This window comes from Methanolobus vulcani (assembly GCF_900100715.1).
GTDB lineage: Archaea > Halobacteriota > Methanosarcinia > Methanosarcinales > Methanosarcinaceae > Methanolobus > Methanolobus vulcani.
In genome coordinates this window covers 263692-280757 of record NZ_FNCA01000003.1, presented here as the reverse complement: position 1 = coordinate 280757, position 17066 = coordinate 263692, and the positions used below count along the sequence as shown (strand labels likewise).

Sequence of the window (17066 nt, the reverse complement as noted above, 5' to 3'; positions counted from 1 at the left end):
TTCATGGTAAAAGTAGACAAATTCATTCCTAAAGCAATAGAAAAAATCCAGAAGCAGATCGATGGTCCTGCAATCATAGCACTTTCTGGTGGTGTCGATAGTTCAGTTTGTGCAATACTTGCACACCGTGCCATCGGTGACAAACTTACACCAATTTACATTGACACAGGTCTCATGCGCAAAGGTGAAACTGAGAGAATAAAGGAAATATTTGCGGATATGAACCTTGAGGTCGTCGATGCAAAAGACCGTTTCCTTTCAGCACTTGCAGGTATTGAGGATCCTGAAGAGAAACGCAAGGCAGTTGGCGAGACTTTTATTCGTGTTTTCGAGGAAGAGGCAAAATTACTCCAGGCAGAGTACCTCATTCAGGGAACAATCTATCCTGACAGAATCGAATCAGAGGGCGGCATCAAATCCCACCACAATGTAGGCGGTCTTCCTTCTGTTATGGACTTTAAGGCAATTGTAGAACCTATTGATGACCTTTACAAGGACGAGGTTCGTGAAGTTGCCCGTGCACTTGAGCTTCCACTCGAGATATCAGAAAGGATGCCATTCCCGGGTCCCGGACTTTCAGTAAGGATCGTTGGAAAGGTAACCGAGGAGCTTGTTGAAGCTGTAAGGGAAGCCAATGCAATTGTTGAGGAAGAACTCGTTGAGCAGTTCCAGCCATGGCAGACCTTTGCCGCAATTGTCGGAAAGGGAACCGGTGTGAAAGGTGACGTAAGAGTTCACGGCTGGATCGTTGCTGTAAGAGCAGTAGGCTCAAGGGATGGAATGACCGCAGAGGCAATGGAACTTCCATGGAGTGTCCTCAGAAAGATCGAATCAAGGATTACCGCTGAGATTCCTTCCGTTGCAAGGGTGCTTTATGACCTTACCCCAAAACCACCTGCAACAATTGAATTCGAGTAATTATTACAATTATTATCAATTTACCAGAGCAAGACAAATGTCACTTAACAAAGCAGTTCTTGATATCCGTAATCGTCAGAGGGTAAAACCTTCTCCTTTAGATGTGCCTGCAGCCTCATGGACTGGAAGGGATGTCATTGAATCCGGTGAAATAGATACAATTACTATTATCTTCAAGACGTCCGGATGTTGGTGGGGCAAAGCCGGAGGGTGTACTATGTGCGGTTATGTTTATGACAGTGCACAGGACAGTCCTTCTGATGACGACCTTATGGCTCAGCTTGTAAAGGCAATGAGGAAGGCTTCAGATTTTGATCGTTTCATGGTCAAGATATTCACTTCAGGCAGTTTCCTTGACACAAAGGAAATTCCTCTTGAGGTAAGGCACAGGATACTTGAAGAACTGGACTCTGATGAAAGGATCGTTAAAGTTCTGGCAGAGACCCGCCCTGAGTTTGTGACTGAGGGAAATGTGAAGGACTGTGTTTCCGTTCTTAAAAGTACTGATTTTGAAGTTGCAATGGGACTTGAGACAAGTTCGGATGTCATACGCAAGCAATCTATCAATAAAGGCTTCACTTTCCAGAATTTCGTTGATGCTGCGGTTGTGGCAAGAGTAAACGGCGCAACTGTAAAGTCATATCTTATGCTCAAGCCTCTGTTCCTTTCAGAAAAAGAGGCTCTGGAGGATATTGTCCAGACAGTCCGTGATGCAGCAGAGTACACAGACACTTTTTCCATCAATCTCTGCAATGTCCAGCGTGGTACTTATGTGGAATATCTGTGGGACAGGAAGCAATACCGTCCTCCATGGCTCTGGAGTATTGTGGATATTCTTCAGAGAACAAAAAAAGAGTTCCCTGATATGATAATTACCTCCGATCCTGTTGGCGCAGGTTCTAAAAGAGGGCCACATAATTGCAGGCAGTGCAGTCATGCTGTTGCCGATGCAATAAGATTGTTCTCATTGACGCAGGATCTATCATGCTTTGAACATTTGTCCTGTGATTGTAAGGATCTCTGGGAACAGGTTCTCGAACTGGAAGATCATACCTTTGGTAGTCCGATTCTCGATTAAATTTAAAATTAAAATGTAAAGATGAGTTATCACTCATCTCCTCTTTTAAACACCATTGTTCCGATACCTGTGTCTGTGAATAACTCAAGTAATATTGAGTGCGAGACACTTCCATCGATGATGTGTATCTTTTCGACACCGCTTGTAACGGATGTTGCGGCACTTCTTATTTTAGGGATCATACCGCCTGATATGAGGCCGCTGTCTACCATGTCGTCTATATCCTCAATGGCTACTCTTGATATGCGTGAGCTTTTGTCGTTGATGTCTCTCAAAAGGCCCGGAACGTCTGTCATCAGAATGAGCTTTTTGGCTTTCAGTGCAGCGGCAATGTCGCCTGCAACGGTATCTGCATTAATATTCAGGGCTTTTCCGTTGATATCCATGGCAATTGGTGAAATAACCGGGATGTAGCCTTCCCTGATGAGTATATTTAGTAGTTCTGTGTTGATGATCTCAGTGTCACCAACCCATCCAAGATCAACTTCATGTTCCACGTTCTCGATCATCACTTTCTGGGATGGTTTCTTTTTGGCTATAATGGTTTTACCGTCTTTGCCTGAAAGACCCACACCTTTTCCACCGTGTTTACCTATGAGTGCAACAATTTCCGTGTTGATGTTTCCAACAAGTACCATGCGGGCTATCTCAAGGGTCTCATCATCAGTAACCCTCAAACCACCGACAAACTGGGATTCCTTACCCATGCGTTTCATCTTTTCTGAAATTTCCGGGCCGCCGCCATGTACAATGATCGGGTGTATCCCTACAAATCTCAGAAGGACCAGATCCTGTATGATGTCACTCATCACTTCAGGATTGACCATTGCGTGGCCACCTACTTTTATCACCATTATGGATTCGTGGAATTCCCTTATGTATGGTAATGCCTCAATAAGCACATTCTCTCGATTAAGTGTCATGATGTTTACCTGTGATTATTTTCTGGGTCCGGCAAGTCATAACATTATAGCCGGAGCTCTCTGTTAATATGCTCAATTGATTTAAAAATAGTTTCTGCTACGATAAAATAGCTGTCTTTTAGTATATTGATAGAATAGGAAAGTAAAACAAAAGACCCATTATATGGGTCCTTTATGAAAATCAGACCTTTTCAAGCTTTTCGATACCTACTTTCTTTACGAATGGCTTGTTGATCTTGTCAGGCATCCAGTCTGGCTTGTTCTTTGGAGCCTCGACCTTTTCCTTCCAGCCCTTGAATACGTGTACTTTCTTTGTTCCACGCTCACGAAGCCTGATCTCTTCTGGCTTTGATTTGCTTCCTTTTCCTCTGTTTGCCACCTTTAAAGCTGCCTGTCTTGGCTGCTTCCCAGTGAATACCCCGTGCTCATTTCCTTTCTTGTCTCTTAACACAAAATTTCTTGCTTCAGACATGATGTCACCTCGTAATCATTATGCGATTACATCTGCTAACCGTATTTAGTATATAAGGTATATATATTTTTCTTTTAATGTCGTCTTTTGTTCTCGTTTTATGCAATTTACTGTAATTTAGAGCGATTATTGGGGTAGAATATGAGCCCATTATTATATAATTTTGAAAAAGTAGTGTATGTTATCAGAGCGGTATGTGGCAACATGTCAAGTTAACTTGATTTGAAAACGGTTGGTGATTTATATTATTTTGAGTATCGGTTGCCATATTGCAACTTTGTGTATTCCTGCATTTCTATTTTTTTTTCTTTTATTATTCCGGGTCCGTAACACAACATTTACATGTAATGAATCCCTTTCACCATGATATAATTACTATCCGGTATCTGCATTCGCAGAACGGATCCTCATCCTTCATTTGATTTTAGAGGTATAATTATGGAAGTCCCGGTTGTCAAATTACCAGATATACAGGCTAACAAGCCTCAGATACCAATTAACCTGACACGTGTCGGTGTTACTAACGTTAAAAAACTAGTGCAGATTAAAAGGAGGGACAAGCGCCCAATTATCCTTATTTGCACCTTTGATATTTTTGTAGATCTGCCATCACACCTGAAAGGTGCCAATCTCTCACGTAACTTTGAAGCAGTTGATGAAGTTCTCGAAATGGCGGTCAACATGCCTGTCTATGAGATAGAACAGCTTTGCAGTGATGTTGCCCAGAGTCTTTTGAAGCGTCATGAATACGCAACCCGCGCAGAAGTAATTCTTAAAAGCGAGTACGTTCTCAAAAGAGAGTCACCTTCAACAAAGATGGAATGCCAGGAAGTTGTTGATATCTTCGCTGAGGCAATTGCAATGCGTGATGATGTAGAGAATATGGAGGTCAAGAAACTCATCGGTGCAGAAGTGGTGGGAATGACTGCATGTCCATGTGCTCAGGAGATTATGAGAGACAACGCAAGGCAGGAACTGGAGAAGATCGGTGTCGATAACAGGCACATTGCAGAATTCCTTCACAGGGTCCCAATGGCAACACACAACCAGCGTGGACGCGGTATAATCTCTATTGAGGTTGTCGGAAATGTTTACGTTTCACTTGAGAAGATCATCGAGATCATTGAGAAATCAATGAGTGCCAGTGTATTTGAGCTTCTAAAGAGGGCTGATGAAGCAACAGTTGTCCAGACGGCTCATAATAATCCAAAGTTTGTTGAGGATTGTGTCAGGACCATGGCAAAGAATGTTGTCAAGGACTTTGAACACCTTCCTGATGAGGCAATTGTCACTATCAAGCAGATTAATGAAGAAAGTATTCACAGGCACAACGCCTTTGCCGAAAGGGTTGCAACCATTGGTGATCTGCGTCTTGAGATATCTCAGGATGCTTAACTATTAAATCTGTAAGCTCATATATCTTCCAGGATAATAATTAAAGGAGTTATATTGTGGACGATTCAGAAAAGATCGAAGCTTTGAGTATGGATGGCAGCCCCATTGAAGTTGGGTCTGTTGTCAGATACCTGAACACAGGTACTGTGGGAAGAGTTACCGATCTTAAAGAAGATGAAGAAGGTATCTGGGTATTGCTTGATAGCACCGGCTTGTTCTATAAGCCAGAGGTACTTGTCATCACAGATGAAAGTGAGCTTAAAGGTGAAATGAAAGAGCGCACATCTGCAGAAGCTGCAGAATCCTACATGCGTTCTTACAGCGCCGAAAACGAGGCTGGTTATGATATTGGCCAGGTAACAGGCGGTGGTTAAACCGCCTTTATGTATTTTTAAAAATTTTCAAATCCTTGTCTTAGATAAATCCTTCTTTTTCAAGTAGTGTCAGTGAGCGGATCCACTCTCCTTTTGGTTCTCTGGAAGTTCCTACTACAAGTCTTTTTATGTCTCCTACCTGTTCCACAACACCCTGAGCTTCAATAGTCTCTCCTGCAAGGGCCTGTCCCGCGTATGTGTGTGTGTATGAGAGTACGTGGTCTATCTCATCGTGTTCAACCTTGTAAACCGAAGGGGCATCAAATGCAAGATCGGCATTTGTGACCTTGGCTTCTATCTTCATTGTTCCAATATCCTCGCCTCTCTGTGTAGGCTCTTTGATCTGCTCCCAATCCCTGACAAAAAGAAGGTCAAAATAGGTTCCCTCAACCATTCCACGATTTCCTTTTCTTTTCTCGTGGACCATGAATTCCTCAAAAGAGATTTCCGGGATACGTTTGTTGTATATGCGTTTCCACATGTTCAGATCGATATCATCGATAGGTCCGTCTTCTGATTTTGCTTTTGCGATGGCATCCCTTGCTATGAACCACTGATCACCATAAACTACAAAATCAATGTCTGAGCCTTCGTTCTGAAGTCCTGGCAAAAGAGATCCTGTAATTCCCATCATATCTCTGCTGATGCCTGCTTTTTCAAGAGTATCCACAACAACTGTCACTCTGCTGTCAATACCATACCACTTTTCTATGGCACTTGAAGGAGGAAGCACTTTTTTGATCTGGTCTTCAGGGACCACATGTACATCTTCTACCCATTCAGGGCGGTTCTGGCGCATAAAGTCAAAAGCAACATCAAAATCGTATTTCTTGTAACGTTTACCGTCAAGTTCGCGTTCCCCATTCTCATCCGGCACATACCTGAGCGTAGACCTGATTCCATGTGGGTGGAAATAGTCGGAAACTGCAAAGATCCAGTCATCTTTTGTTACAAGGAAATCCCTGAGTCTTGTTTTTGTCATATTTTGCCTTCCTGTGTTAGTATTCAATCTGTACAGGTAATTGTCTTTTCCCATAAAAATGGTACGACTTTTATTATCTCAGTTTGATCTAATAACATCTAATATATACTTCAGCAACATGTCTATCTGTGATTTCAAATTGATAGTCTCTATATTTGTTTGACTATGTCTACATAAATGGTGATAGAGTTTGCAATCCTTTGAAACATGGATACGTGAGGTTCGGAGAGAATTCCACAGGAATCCTGAACTAAGTTTTCAGGAACATGATACGCAGGCACGGATCATGTCAATACTGGAAGAACTCGGCATTGGTTGCAGGAAGATTGCCGACACAGGTATAATTGCAGAGATAAGGGGTACGTCTTCCGGTCCATGCATTGCCATACGTTCTGATACCGATGCACTTGCGGCACATGAGGTACTTTCTTCCAGAAACAAGGATTACATCTCCCAAAATCCCGGTGTAATGCATGCATGCGGCCACGACGGTCACATGGCCATTGTTCTGGGTGTCGCCCGCATAATGAAGGAAAAAAGAAAAGAAATATGTGGCACTGTCAGATTCATCTTCCAGCCTGCGGAAGAAGTCCCTCCGGGAGGTGCGGTAAGAGTAATAGAAGAAGGTGGTCTGGAAGGTGTGGATGCTATCATCGGGCTGCACATTTTTGGTGATGTGGATATAGGACAGATCAATATTCGCGCAGGTCCTTTAATGGCAAGTTCTAATCGCTTTACTTTAAAGATATTCGGAAAGGGTGGTCATCATGCGATACCTGATATGTGTATTGATCCCATACAAATTGCCGCTGAATTCATTTCTTCTTTAAAACCTGCTGTTTCACAGAGAGTTGATACTTCCGATCATGTGCTTGGATTTGGTACAGTGAATAGTGGTAAGCAATTCAACAGGTCGCCCGATGAGCTCGAGCTTGTTGGTAGTTTCAGGACATTTGATGACGATGATATTGACACTATCGAACAGATAATGACCGATCTGCTTGATTCTCTTATGCACTCATATTCAAAGGAGGGCATGGAAGGAGTTCCCTCATATGATCTGAATGTTTATCGCGGCTATCCTGTTCTTTTCAATGATCCTGCTTTCACAGAAAGAGCCTTCAAGTTGTTAAAAACTAAATTTGAAAATGTTAATCCTCATGCAGCCCCTATCTTTGGGGCGGAGGATTTTGCTTACTACCTTCAGGAAGTTCCCGGAATGTATACGATAGTCGGCACAAGGAATGTTGAAAAAGGAATTGTGGAAGGAAATCATTCCTCCAGTTTTGACATTGATGAGGATGTACTACTAAGTGGTGTGGAATTACTTTATTCTTTAGCAACGGATTTCCTTAAAAACTCCGGAGAATACCTTGAATGAACATTGTTCCGTTCTCACCTGTATATTCTTCTGCGGCAAGGTCATTTGTAATAGATGTGCTTTGCGGAGAAGGTTTTGACTACGATCCTTTAAAAGATTCTGATCTTGATGATATTCAGGGTAATTATCCTGATAGAGGGGGTGCTTTTTTCCTGTGTCTTTCAGATGACGAGGTTGTGGGGACATCTGCAGTGAAGAACATAGATTCGGATGTATGTGAGATCAAAAGACTGTATGTGAAAAAAGAGTGTCGTGGCAAAGGTGTTGGATTTGCCCTATTCAGTAAAGCTCTTGTCTATGCTGAAAACAATTATTCCTACGTCCGGTTGAAAACGGATTCATCCCTGAAAAAGGCCATATCTATCTATGTAAAAAATGGTTTTTCAGTTGTAAAAGAAGATAAAGGAACTGTTCATTTTGAAAAGTCCCTGCAATCTGACAACAGTAAATGATGAATTATAGCTTTTTCATCATTGCTACTTCATCGCAGTTCGGGAATTTTGGACATTTTATGCATCCTGTCCATACTTTATGCGGAAGCATCTGCTTGTCTATTATTTCAAATCCCTGTTTTTCAAAGAAAGGAACTGCGTATGTGAGTGTGAATACTTTGTTTATTCCAAGTTCTTTTGATTCTTCCAGACAGGCTTTGACAAGCTTTGTTCCTATGCCTTTATCTCTGTATTCCTGCTTTACTGCAAATGACAATACTTCTGCCATATTCTCCCAGCTAACCTGCAGGGCGCAGCAACCAATTATTTCCCCATCTATCTCGCAGACATGGAAACTGCGGGTAAATTCATACAGCTCACTCAATGAACGAGGAAGCATCATCTCCTGTTTCGCATAGGTATCTATGATGCTTTTTATTGCAGGAATATCATTAACATTGGCTTTTCTTATTATCAATTATCGATCTCCGGAAATCGTTAAAAAGAAAAATAGCGAGCGTGAAGGGATTTGAACCCCCGGCTTGCAGCTTAGGAGGCTGCCGCCATATCCTGACTAGGCCACACGCTCATGTTGTGCTACTCACGTAATAACATTCAATATCTTAAAGTTATTGGTGAAAAAGCTTTCTTGCGATAAATAAGTTAAGTTCTCAACTGAGTTTTCTGTATTTTTCACAAAGAACCGTGATAAATACAGGATTAAATCCTGAATTCTAGGATTCAACCTGGGAATCCAGCAGTTCCATGAGTTTCCTGTTCTTTTCAACGCTTGTATCAATTCCAAGCATCTCTGCAGGAAAGCCCAGCGCAAGTCCTAAAATTTGTGTGTAGTGGAGTACGGGTATTTCAAACTCTGTTCCTGTTAATTCCTTTATGTCATCCTGTCCGCTGTCAAGCTGCATATGGCAGAACGGACATGAGTTTACTATGCAATCCACATTTGCTTCCTGTATCTTTGCAAGCTTTGCTTCGGTCATTCTCAATGACTTTTCTTTCATGGCAGAGCGAACTCCTCCACCAGCTCCGCAGCATGCCATCTTATCAGGGTAGTCAACACTTGTTGAACCAAGAGCGGTTATGAGTTCATCAAAGAACACCGGTCTTTCAGAATTTCCAAGTCCTCTGTCCTTAGTAGGTTTTATCAGATGGCATCCGTAATGGACTGCAATTCTGATGTCAAGTGGTCTTTCCACAAATGAACTGATCATTTCAGGTCCGTATTCCTGGTAAAGATATTCTATAATATGTCTGACATCGATGTTCCCTTTAACTTCCCTTCCAATCTTTTTGAGGTGAGCATTTACGTCTTCTTTTGCTTTCTCATCTTTCTGAATTGTATGGTTTGCATCAGCAAGGGTACTGAAACATCCGTTGCAGATTGTAAGAACGTCCCTGTCCATCTCTTCGGACAGGACTATATTGCGACTTGCAAGTGTAAGCCAGGATGTTTTGTCAAAAGAAAGGAACACTCCTGGAGCAGGGCAACATGATGCACCTGGAAGATCGCTGCAATCAATGTCCATTTTGGCAAGACATAGTTTAGTGGCCAGTTCAATTCCTGGGTATCTGTTAGGTATAAGGCATCCCAGAAAAAGTGATAGTCCCTTCATAATGAGGTCTCCTTATTTTGATTCTCATTCAAGTCCTCTTCTACGAATCTCTGAAAACCACAGGATGCCAAGAGTTTTTTCACCTCATTTAGAGAATCCTTGTATTTATGTACGGTTTCCGGAAGTTCTTCCAGGCCGATATCTGTTCGTTTTCTTTTGTAATTATCATTGATGGGAACCGCATGTCCGTATTTGAGCAACATTTGACATACTGCTCTGTGTTCGGGGAGGATTATATCCTGGTGGGCTGAGATCGATCTGATCTTCAGTATTGTCTCTACAATGTCTATTCCACGAGGACATCTTTCCTGGCAGTTGTAACAGGTTGTGCACATCCATAATTCCTCACTTTTGAGAATATCTGGGTCTTTACCTGCAATTTTCACAAGTTTTCGGATGTTAAGGCTTGTATGTCTTCCTGAGGGACAACTACTGCTGCAAACTCCGCATTGCATGCAACGGAGAACGCTAGATGAAGCTTCTTTTAACTGCTCTTTTATATTGATGTTCTCCCTTGATATTTCGTTCATATTTTCTCCTGCCTGTTAAAGTCACTATTTTTGCAAGAATGATAAATCTTCCGAAGCTCGGAGGCAGTTGCGGCAACATCTGACACATGTATCCTTTTTTCTATCTTTTATTTATTTTCAGTCGTATTATCAGGATTTATTATATTATCTATCTATAAGATTAATTGTTTTCCAGGGAATTGTTTACGTATATTATTATACTGAAAAAGGATAAGATTTTAATATTATTCGCTTTTCTTCTTTTTTGGAGAGTGGTGTATTTAGCTCATAAATAACAATAACTTATATATACTACCTGATAGGTAATGGGTTACTCACACCCCTTAGTGAATAGAGGAGTAGTCAAAATGGTAAAAGCAAATCCAGCAACAAAGGAAGAAGTGTTACAGGCTGTAACCGAGAACGATGTTAAATTCATAAGAATTCAATTCACCGACACCATGGGCATGATCAAAAGTTGGGCGATCCCTGCAGAAGATCTTGAGGGTGCATTCGAGAACGGTGTAATGTTCGATGGTTCATCTATCGAGGGATTCACAAGGATCGAAGAATCCGACATGATTCTTATGCCGGACCCAACCACCTTCAGGATACTCCCATGGAGACCAAAGGAAGGTGCAGTTGCTCGTATCATTGGTGACGTATACAGACCAAACGGAAATCCATTCGAGGGTGACCCAAGATACGTTCTAAAGACGGCTATCGCAAAGGCAGCTGAACAAGGATACACAATGAACATCGGTCCTGAACTTGAGTTCTTCCTGTTCAAACTGGACGAGAATGGCCACCCAACCACAGAGCTCACTGACATGGGAGGTTACTTCGACTTTGCACCTCTTGACAAGGCACAGGATGTCAGAAGGGCAATCGACTTTGCTCTCGAGGATATGGGATTCAAGATCGAAGCATCCCACCACGAGGTAGCTCCATCACAGCACGAGATCAACTTCAGATTCGGTGATGTACTTACCACATGTGACAATATTGTAACATTCAAATATGTTGTAAAGTCCATCGCAGCACACATGGGCTACTACGCAACATTCATGCCAAAACCACTCTTTGGTGTAAATGGTTCAGGTATGCACTCCAACCAGTCCCTTATGAAGGACGGAGAGAACGCATTCTTCGATCCAAGCACACCTGACCAGCTCTCAACAACTGCAAAGCAGTACATTGCAGGTCTTCTCACACACATTCGTGAATTCGCAGCTATCACAAACTCAACAGTCAACTCATACAAGAGACTTGTTCCAGGATACGAGGCACCTATCTACTGCACATGGTCTGCAGCAAACCGCAGTTCCCTTATCAGGATCCCTGCAACAAGAGGCAAGGGTACAAGAGTAGAGCTCAGATGCCCAGACCCAGCATGTAACCCATACCTTGCATTTGCAGCAATGCTCAGTGCAGGTCTTGACGGTATTGAGAAAGGAATGGATGCACCGGCATCAACTGATGTAAACATCTTCAAGCTCACAGAAGAAGACAGAGCTGCAAGAGGAATCGAGTCCCTCCCAGGCAACCTTAAGGAAGCAATTGACCTTATGGCAGCCAGTGAGTTCGTAAAGGATGTAGTTGGAGAACACGTCTTTGAGAACTACATTGAGGCTAAGAAGGCTCAGTGGGACGACTACAAGGCTCAGGTCCACCAGTGGGAACTTGATACGTACCTTAGCATACTGTAAGGGGAATTACCCCTTACTTCACTTTATATTTCAGTAAAATTCAATAAATTTCAATAAACTTCGATCAGCTAATCTTTTTCAGGCTGACAAAACGTGAATAGAAGTTGTTCACGAAAACCGGGGGTTTTATCCTGGACGGATTTTTGCATGGTTAAATTCATATCAGGTAAATACTATCTCATAGCCCCAAGATTAAATACTCATAGTGATCAACATGTGCGGAATTATAGGCGTAATCGATCGGACAATGTCCAGAATGGACGGCTCTCACATAAAAAGAGCTCTGAGTCTGATGGATGAAAGAGGAAGTGGAGAAGGCGCAGGATATGTAGCTTATGGCATTTATCCTGATTATGCAGACTGCTATGCCATCCACGTATTTTTTGATAATCTGTTAGAACCAAAGACCAAGGTTGACGCAATACTGAAACAGTGGGGAAGGATAGTTCATCAGGAAGAGATCCCAACCTATGAACAGCCAGGTCTTAAGAAAGAACACATACCATGGAGATATTTCTTCAAACCTTATGCTGACCTTATGGTGGGAACCACAAACCCTGATGATGATAATGTCACACATCTTGTGATGAAAATTAATTCAGATGTAGAAGGTGCTCTTGTTTTCTCATCCGGTAAGAACCTTGGAGTTTTTAAGGCATCAGGATGGCCTGAGGATGTAGCAAACTTTTACAGAATTGAAGATTATGAGGGTTATATATGGCTCGCCCACAACCGTTATCCAACAAACACATCCGGTTGGTGGGGAGGAGCTCACCCATTCAATCTGCTTGACTGGTCAGTTGTCCACAATGGCGAGATTACATCATATGGTACAAACCGCAGATACGTTGAAGGTCACGGGTACCAGTGTACGATGTTAACTGATACAGAAGTGGTAGCTTATCTTTTTGATCTTCTCGGCAGAAAACACGGTCTCCCATCTGAAATGGTAGTTGAAGCACTTGCTCCTCCTTTCTGGGATGAGATCGATGAGATGCCTGAGAAAAAGGAAGAATTCATGAGGGCACTTCGTCTTACATACGGCCCTGCTCTGATGAACGGTCCATTTGCAATCGTTGTTGCAACAAAGGATGGAATTGTAGGTTTCACTGACAGGATCAAGTTGCGTCCTCTTATTGTAGGAGAGAACGGTTCAAAGCTTTATATTTCAAGTGAAGAGGCAGCTATCCGTACAATGGATCCTGATGTTGAGACAATATATATGCCAAGGGCAGGAGAACCTGTAATCGGGAGGGTTGTAGAATGAGTCTCGGTAGTGTTCCACTTAAGTACAAGATCAGCATCGACCGTGACCAGTGTATGAAATGTATGCGCTGTGTCGATAACTGTTCCTATGGTGTTTACAGGGTAGAGGATGACAAGATCCTCATAGACTCGCGCAAATGTACTGCATGCCACCGCTGTATCTCCATGTGTCCAAGGGATGCCATCAATTTGCAGGAAAGACCGGTTGACTATCGCAGTCATCCACTTTGGACAGTAGAGGCACGTGAAGATGTCATCAACCAGGCACGTACAGGGAAAATAATCCTGGCTGGAATGGGCAATGCAGTTGATTATCCAATTATATTTGACAGGCTGGTACTTGATGCATGTCAGGTCACAAACCCAAGTATCGATCCTCTCAGGGAACCAATGGAACTGAGGACATATATTGGTAAGAAGCCTTCAAAACTCGAATTTACAAAGAACAATGGCGACATTGATCTTAAGACTAAACTTTCTCCAAACCTCAAGCTCGACACTCCTCTCATGATAGGACACATGAGTTACGGTGCAATCAGCCTTAACGCACAGCTCAGTCTTGCAAAGGCAGTAGCAAAGACCGGAACTTTCATGGGAACCGGTGAGGGAGGAATGCACGAGGCGATCTATCCATATCAGGACCACACAATCGTCCAGATAGCATCGGGACGTTTCGGTGTTGACATCGACTATCTTGAGCGCGGTGCAGCCATTGAGATCAAGGTAGGACAGGGTGCAAAGCCAGGTATTGGCGGTCACCTTCCTGGAGAAAAGGTTTGTGCAGATGTTTCATGCACACGTATGATCCCACTGGGTTCAGACGCAATCAGTCCAGCTCCTCATCATGATATTTACAGTATAGAAGACCTTGCCCAGCTTGTTCGCAGTCTTAAAGAGGCTACAAACTGGGAAAAGCCGGTCTTTGTGAAGATCGCTGCAGTACACAACGTGGCCGCAATTGCAGCAGGTATCGCAAGATCATCTGCCGATGCCGTTGTAATTGATGGTTTCAAAGGAGGTACAGGTGCAGCACCAAAGGTATTCAGGGACAACGTAGGTATCCCTATCGAAGCAGCCATTGCTGCAGTAGACCAGAAGCTCAACGATCAGGGAATCAGGAATGAGGTTTCTATCATAGCCAGTGGTGGTATACGCAACAGCGGTGACCTTGCAAAATCCATTGCACTTGGTGCAGATGCGGTTTACATTGGAACTGCCTCACTCATAGCACTGGGATGCCGTGTTTGTGGTAACTGCTATCGTGGACTCTGTCCATGGGGTATTGCAACCCAGAAACCTGAACTCGTCAACCGTATCGACTCTGATGTTGGCGCAGAAAATGTTGCAAATCTTATCCACGCATGGACACTTGAACTGAGTGAACTCATGGGTGCAGCAGGTCTTAACAGTATTGAGAGTCTGCGTGGTAATCGTGAGCGTCTTAGAGGATACATGCTTGACCAGGGATTACTTGACGTACTGAAAATAGAGTCTGTGGGGGCCTGAAGATGGCAGAACCTTTAGTGATAGATGCAAAGGGTATGCACTATACCCCTCTTAACAGACAGATCCGTGAGGCACTTGCTTCCGGTGTCAAGGAAATAGTTCTTAACAACGTACTTGGACAGCGTTTCATAGGCAATGGTCTTAGAGGTGACGCAAAGATCATCGTGAACGGTGTTCCTGGTGGTGATCTTGGAATGTTCATGAGTGGTCCTGAATGTGAGATATTCGGTGATGCAGAACATGCACCAGGCAACACAATGGACAATGGAGCACTCATCATCCATGGAAGTGCCGGAGACGCAGTGGCACACAGTATGCGTGGCGGTAAGGTTTTCGTAGAAGGAAACATCGGCTACCGTGGTGGCATACACATGAAGCAGTACGAGTGCAAACGTCCTATTCTGGTAATAGGCGGTACGTCCCATGCATTCCTTGGTGAATACATGGCAGGAGGCCTCATCCTTGTGCTCGGTATTGGTCATGAGCCTGCAGTGCAGGATCGTGGAATCGGTAGTGGTATTCATGGAGGAGAGATCATCATCCGTGGTGATGTGGACGAGAAATTGCTCGGAGTAGGTGCAAAGAAGGTTGACTTTACTGAAGAAGACCTGGAAAATGTAGCTCCTGTGATCAAAGAATTCTGTGAAAGGTTCGATATTGATCCAAAACCTTTCCTGGACACTAACTATTCAAAAATAGTTCCTGCAAGCGCCAGACCATTTGCAGGTAAATACACATGGGAGTGATTATAATGGCAGGCAAAAATTATCTTGATCTTAAAGCAGAGATCTGGGACACAGGAAAATGTGCAGCATGTGGTGCATGTGTAGCTGTATGCCCGGCTGATGCTATTTACTTTGAAATGGGAGCAAATTCCGTTCATCCTCTTAACAGCGGATACTGTAAGGATGTAAATGACGGAGTCCCATGCGGTGCATGCTATGAAGTATGCCCAAGAAATGAGAAACCATCAACTGAGGTTCTTGGTGAGTACCTTGACATCGTAACTGCAAAAGCAGAAATGAATGTCCCAAGAAAACAGAGTGGTGGTGCAGTAACAGCAATCCTTACCAATGCTCTTGATGAGGGTATGATCGATGCGGTTGTCACTGTTGTCGAAGACCCATGGACCCTTAAACCATCATCAGCTGTGATCACTTCATCTGATGTACTCGTGCACCAGGCAGGAAGCCGCTACAACTGGTGGGTTCCTCTGGTAGCTTCTCTTAAGGAAGCTGTTATGAAGCGTAAGTATACTAACATTGCAGTTGTAGGTGTTCCATGTGTCACTCAGGCAATGAAGCAGATGCGTACAAGCGATCTTGACCTGTTGCGTCCTTTCAGAAAGAACATCCGCCTTGTGGTAGGACTCTTCTGTACAGAGACATTCGACTATGAGAAACTTGTACAGGACAAGCTCATTACAGAACATCAAATCGATCCTCTTGACATCATACATTTTGATGTGAAGGGCAAACTTGAGATTACTCTCAAAGACGGAAACATGACAATCATCTCACTGAAAGACGTTGAGGATTGTGTCCGTCCGGGATGTCACATCTGTACGGATCTCACAGCTGTAGATGCAGACGTATCTGCAGGTTCCATTGGCAGTGCCAAGGGTTACACAACCCTGATAATACGCAATCCTGTTGGCAAACAGTTCGTAAACAGCGCTGTAAGCAACGGTAAACTGTCACTTGAAAATGATGTAAATCTGGAATTGGTTGAAAAGCTCTCCAAAAAGAAGCTTGAACGAATGCCAGAGGAGTAAACAAAAACGAAAAATCATGTTTATGGACACGGTGCCTATCCACTTCCTCTATTCTTCCTAACCATGCAATAGGCACTCGTGTCCTGTCTTTTTTCAATCAAAGCGGTTCACTTTTCAGATTAATCCTCAAGCTTCCCGCAATGATAGGGATTTCAGGAAGAGCCCTCTTATCGAGACTCTGATGCTATATTATTGTTTTGCATATTTTGCTATGAAATATTCTTTTTGTAATAAATCGTGTCTATGCTGTTACCTCTATCGTTCAGGACGATTGCATAAGAACAATATCCCAGAGACTCATAGAATCTCATTGCTGCAGGATTGCCGGACCAAGTACAGAGATATATTCTTTTTATTCCTGATCCTGCAAGTTCATCTTCCAGTCTCAAACATAGTTCTTTACTAATACCTGAGTTCCTATGATTCGGATGCGTTGCAAGAAAATTGATATAGGCAGTACCATGTCCTTTCCAGTTTCTTGTGTAACCGATCATCCCCATGAACTCTTCTAACAGGGAGTTTCCTCTGTTGGCGTTTGGTTCAGCGACAAGAAAATTTGCTTCATCAGTATCCAGGCATCTTTCGATCCTTTCAGGTATGCCTCCTCCTCTCTGGCTAAGTGGAGGATAGAAATCTTCATCCACAAGTTCAAGAAAGCTTGTAACCCGTAGCTTGTCAGTTTTGCTGGCATACCTGATGGAAAATCCTTCAACCATT

Annotated in this window: 18 protein-coding genes and 1 tRNA gene; 11 read left to right on the top strand and 8 right to left on the bottom strand. The window is 43.1% G+C overall.

The annotated features are described in order from the left end of the window. Positions 1-3 precede the first annotated feature (3 nt). Both guaA and BLP52_RS06235 read left to right on the top strand, forming a co-directional pair. Complete coding sequence (gene guaA, locus BLP52_RS06240; protein WP_091709603.1) at positions 4-918, top strand: glutamine-hydrolyzing GMP synthase; 915 nt, start codon at positions 4-6, stop codon at positions 916-918. A 37-nt stretch (positions 919-955) separates the two neighbouring features. Beyond that, positions 956-1996, top strand: coding sequence for an archaeosine biosynthesis radical SAM protein RaSEA (locus BLP52_RS06235; protein ID WP_091709602.1), 1041 nt, complete (start codon positions 956-958; stop codon positions 1994-1996). A gap of 29 nt (positions 1997-2025) precedes the next feature. Here BLP52_RS06235 and argB read toward each other — a convergent pair whose 3' ends face one another. Both argB and BLP52_RS06225 read right to left on the bottom strand, forming a co-directional pair. Continuing rightward, entirely contained in the window at positions 2026-2919 is an 894-nt protein-coding gene (gene argB, locus BLP52_RS06230; protein WP_091709601.1) for an acetylglutamate kinase, read from the bottom strand. 181 nt (positions 2920-3100) lie between these two features. Then, entirely contained in the window at positions 3101-3391 is a 291-nt protein-coding gene (locus BLP52_RS06225; protein ID WP_091709600.1) for a non-histone chromosomal MC1 family protein, read from the bottom strand. A 438-nt stretch (positions 3392-3829) separates the two neighbouring features. Here BLP52_RS06225 and mptA point away from each other — a divergent pair, with 438 nt between their 5' ends. Together mptA and BLP52_RS06215 are read left to right on the top strand one after the other, a co-directional pair. Beyond that, the gene (gene mptA / locus BLP52_RS06220) at positions 3830-4786 is read left to right on the top strand and encodes a GTP cyclohydrolase MptA (protein WP_091709599.1); all 957 of its coding nucleotides are present in this window, start codon (positions 3830-3832) and stop codon (positions 4784-4786) included. A 56-nt stretch (positions 4787-4842) separates the two neighbouring features. Then, the gene (locus BLP52_RS06215) at positions 4843-5160 is read left to right on the top strand and encodes a DUF2098 domain-containing protein (RefSeq protein ID WP_091709598.1); all 318 of its coding nucleotides are present in this window, start codon (positions 4843-4845) and stop codon (positions 5158-5160) included. A 40-nt stretch (positions 5161-5200) separates the two neighbouring features. Here the strand turns inward: BLP52_RS06215 and BLP52_RS06210 are convergent, their stop codons facing one another. Then, on the bottom strand, positions 5201-6142 hold the full coding sequence (locus tag BLP52_RS06210) for a nucleotidyltransferase domain-containing protein (RefSeq protein WP_091709597.1): 942 nt from the start codon (positions 6140-6142) through the stop codon (positions 5201-5203). A 190-nt stretch (positions 6143-6332) separates the two neighbouring features. Here BLP52_RS06210 and BLP52_RS06205 point away from each other — a divergent pair, with 190 nt between their 5' ends. Together BLP52_RS06205 and BLP52_RS06200 are read left to right on the top strand one after the other, a co-directional pair. Continuing rightward, a complete protein-coding gene (locus BLP52_RS06205) occupies positions 6333-7523 on the top strand; it encodes a M20 metallopeptidase family protein (protein ID WP_091709596.1) in 1191 nt (396 codons plus the stop codon). Further along, complete coding sequence (locus BLP52_RS06200) at positions 7520-7975, top strand: GNAT family N-acetyltransferase (protein ID WP_091709595.1); 456 nt, start codon at positions 7520-7522, stop codon at positions 7973-7975. The genes BLP52_RS06205 and BLP52_RS06200 overlap by 4 nt, the downstream gene beginning before the upstream one ends. 4 nt (positions 7976-7979) lie before the next feature. Here the strand turns inward: BLP52_RS06200 and BLP52_RS06195 are convergent, their stop codons facing one another. The 4 genes from BLP52_RS06195 to hdrC form a co-directional block, all read right to left on the bottom strand. Further along, a complete protein-coding gene (locus BLP52_RS06195) occupies positions 7980-8432 on the bottom strand; it encodes an N-acetyltransferase (protein ID WP_338011371.1) in 453 nt (150 codons plus the stop codon). Between the two features lie 36 nt (positions 8433-8468). Further along, a tRNA-Arg gene (locus BLP52_RS06190) sits at positions 8469-8543 on the bottom strand. 145 nt (positions 8544-8688) lie between these two features. After that, positions 8689-9585, bottom strand: coding sequence for a CoB--CoM heterodisulfide reductase subunit B (gene hdrB / locus BLP52_RS06185; RefSeq protein ID WP_091709594.1), 897 nt, complete (start codon positions 9583-9585; stop codon positions 8689-8691). Further along, positions 9582-10115 (bottom strand): CoB--CoM heterodisulfide reductase subunit C, encoded by a 534-nt coding sequence (gene hdrC, locus BLP52_RS06180; protein ID WP_091709593.1) that lies wholly within the window; start codon positions 10113-10115, stop codon positions 9582-9584. The genes hdrB and hdrC overlap by 4 nt, the downstream gene beginning before the upstream one ends. A 347-nt stretch (positions 10116-10462) precedes the next feature. Here hdrC and glnA point away from each other — a divergent pair, with 347 nt between their 5' ends. The 5 genes from glnA (at position 10463) to BLP52_RS06155 (ending at position 16349) form a co-directional block, all read left to right on the top strand. Further along, positions 10463-11803, top strand: coding sequence for a type I glutamate--ammonia ligase (glnA, locus tag BLP52_RS06175; protein WP_202905734.1), 1341 nt, complete (start codon positions 10463-10465; stop codon positions 11801-11803). 214 nt (positions 11804-12017) lie between these two features. Beyond that, positions 12018-13070, top strand: coding sequence for a class II glutamine amidotransferase (locus BLP52_RS06170; RefSeq protein WP_091709591.1), 1053 nt, complete (start codon positions 12018-12020; stop codon positions 13068-13070). Further along, positions 13067-14575 carry a glutamate synthase-related protein gene (locus tag BLP52_RS06165; protein ID WP_091709590.1) on the top strand — a complete coding sequence of 503 codons (1509 nt, stop codon included), beginning with the start codon at positions 13067-13069 and terminating at the stop codon, positions 14573-14575. Before BLP52_RS06170 ends, BLP52_RS06165 begins: the two co-directional genes overlap by 4 nt. A 2-nt stretch (positions 14576-14577) precedes the next feature. Beyond that, on the top strand, positions 14578-15321 hold the full coding sequence (locus BLP52_RS06160; RefSeq protein WP_091709589.1) for a GltB/FmdC/FwdC-like GXGXG domain-containing protein: 744 nt from the start codon (positions 14578-14580) through the stop codon (positions 15319-15321). Between the two features lie 5 nt (positions 15322-15326). Beyond that, complete coding sequence (locus tag BLP52_RS06155; RefSeq protein WP_091709688.1) at positions 15327-16349, top strand: Coenzyme F420 hydrogenase/dehydrogenase, beta subunit C-terminal domain; 1023 nt, start codon at positions 15327-15329, stop codon at positions 16347-16349. Between the two features lie 209 nt (positions 16350-16558). Here the strand turns inward: BLP52_RS06155 and BLP52_RS06150 are convergent, their stop codons facing one another. Then, positions 16559-17065 carry a GNAT family N-acetyltransferase gene (locus BLP52_RS06150; RefSeq protein WP_091709588.1) on the bottom strand — a complete coding sequence of 169 codons (507 nt, stop codon included), beginning with the start codon at positions 17063-17065 and terminating at the stop codon, positions 16559-16561. Between the last annotated feature and the right edge of the window lies 1 nt (position 17066).